Genomic DNA, 1,245 nt, shown 5'->3' with positions numbered 1-1,245 from the left:
AAACCCCGTTGGAATCACGCCTCCCGCTCAGACTCAAACCCCATTGGACAAGACTTACTCTTTACATAAGGCGGAACTCGCCGCAGACTGGGCTCTTGCGCAGCGCAAACAGCCGTTGAAAACTATTGATCCGTTGGAGTGACGCTATGTTTCTTCATGTTCTTGAAGCGCGCTATGTTCGGGACTACGTGGTATGGCTGAAGTTCAGCGATGGCGCTGCTGGAGAAGTAGACCTCTCCGCCGAACTCGACGGGCCCATCTTTGGCCCGCTTCGAGACATCGAGCAGTTCAAGCGCTTTTTGGTCGCTTACCATACGCTCACGTGGCCTAACGGTGCGGACTTCGCACCCGAGTTCCTTCGCGAGCGCGTAGCAGTTACCGTCTAACCGGCGGTTCCAAGACGACGGGCCACAAGCGGCCCGCGCTTGAACCGCGACGTTGGGCACCTCGGGACGCAATGTGCAGCATTGACAGTATGTAGCCACGCGGCTACAGTCGCTCCGTGATCGAAATTCGCAAGACCGCCCACTTCGCTCAATGGCTCGACGACCTGAAGGACATTCAAGCTAGAGCGCGTGTTCAAGCCAGGGTTGAACGGCTGGCGGTTGGAAACCCAGGCGATGTCGAACCGGTAGGCGAAGGAGTCTCGGAGTTGCGAATCAACTACGGCCCCGGTTATCGGGTGTATTTCAAGAAGCGAGGGCGAGACGTGATCATTCTTTTGGCCGGTGGTGACAAGAGCACTCAAGCCAAGGACATCAAGGCAGCCCTGCGCCTCGCACGTAATCTCTCGGAGTAGCTACGATGAGCAAGACCGTCACCACTCGTTATGATGTCGCTGAACATCTCAGAACTCCCGAAGAGATGGCTGCTTATCTCGAAGCGTGCTTTGAGGAGGCTGACGGAGATGCCGCGTTCATTGCCAAAGCAATTGGCGATATCGCTCGTGCTAAGGGCATGTCCCAGGTTGCGCGGGATGCCGGGTTGTCCCGCGAAAGCCTTTACAAGGCGCTATCCGGCGAACGCAGCCCTGACTTCGACACCATACTCAAGGTAATCGGCGCGCTGGGGCTAAAGTTGCATGCCGAAGTAGGTCGTGGCTGACGTAGGTGCCCAACCCTTTGTTGCTGCGGACGGGCCGCCAGCATCATACGGGTGCAACTGTCAGCGCTGGCCCGCCGCAGAACAATACGTTGGGCCTATCTAAGGAGGAGAATCATGAGAATTCGCCGCCAGCCGTTCCCT

General features: G+C 57.3%; 3 protein-coding genes. All 3 read left to right on the top strand.

The annotated features are described in order from the left end of the window. Positions 1-146: 146 nt before the first annotated feature. The 3 genes from WD823_RS02890 (at position 147) to WD823_RS02880 (ending at position 1,104) form a co-directional block, all read left to right on the top strand. Positions 147-386, top strand: a complete 240-nt coding sequence (locus WD823_RS02890) for a DUF2442 domain-containing protein (protein ID WP_368427985.1) — start codon at positions 147-149, stop codon at positions 384-386. A 116-nt stretch (positions 387-502) separates the two neighbouring features. After that, on the top strand, positions 503-799 hold the full coding sequence (locus tag WD823_RS02885; RefSeq protein ID WP_368427984.1) for a type II toxin-antitoxin system RelE/ParE family toxin: 297 nt from the start codon (positions 503-505) through the stop codon (positions 797-799). Positions 800-804: 5 nt separating this feature from the next. Continuing rightward, positions 805-1,104: an addiction module antidote protein gene (locus WD823_RS02880; RefSeq protein WP_368427983.1), complete on the top strand. Its 300-nt coding sequence runs from the start codon at positions 805-807 to the stop codon at positions 1,102-1,104. The last annotated feature ends 141 nt before the right edge of the window (positions 1,105-1,245 follow it).

This window comes from Sulfuricaulis sp., from assembly GCF_040901545.1.
Taxonomy (GTDB): Bacteria; Pseudomonadota; Gammaproteobacteria; order Acidiferrobacterales; family Sulfurifustaceae; genus Sulfuricaulis.
This window is presented reverse-complemented; position numbering and strand designations above follow the sequence as displayed.

Bases quoted from the DNA above. Each gene is read 5' to 3' on its own strand.
- WD823_RS02880 (WP_368427983.1), top strand. From the start codon at position 805: ATGAGCAAGACCGTCACCACTCGTTATGATGTCGCTGAACATCTCAGA.
- WD823_RS02890 (WP_368427985.1), top strand. From the start codon at position 147: ATGTTTCTTCATGTTCTTGAAGCGCGCTATGTTCGGGACTACGTGGTA.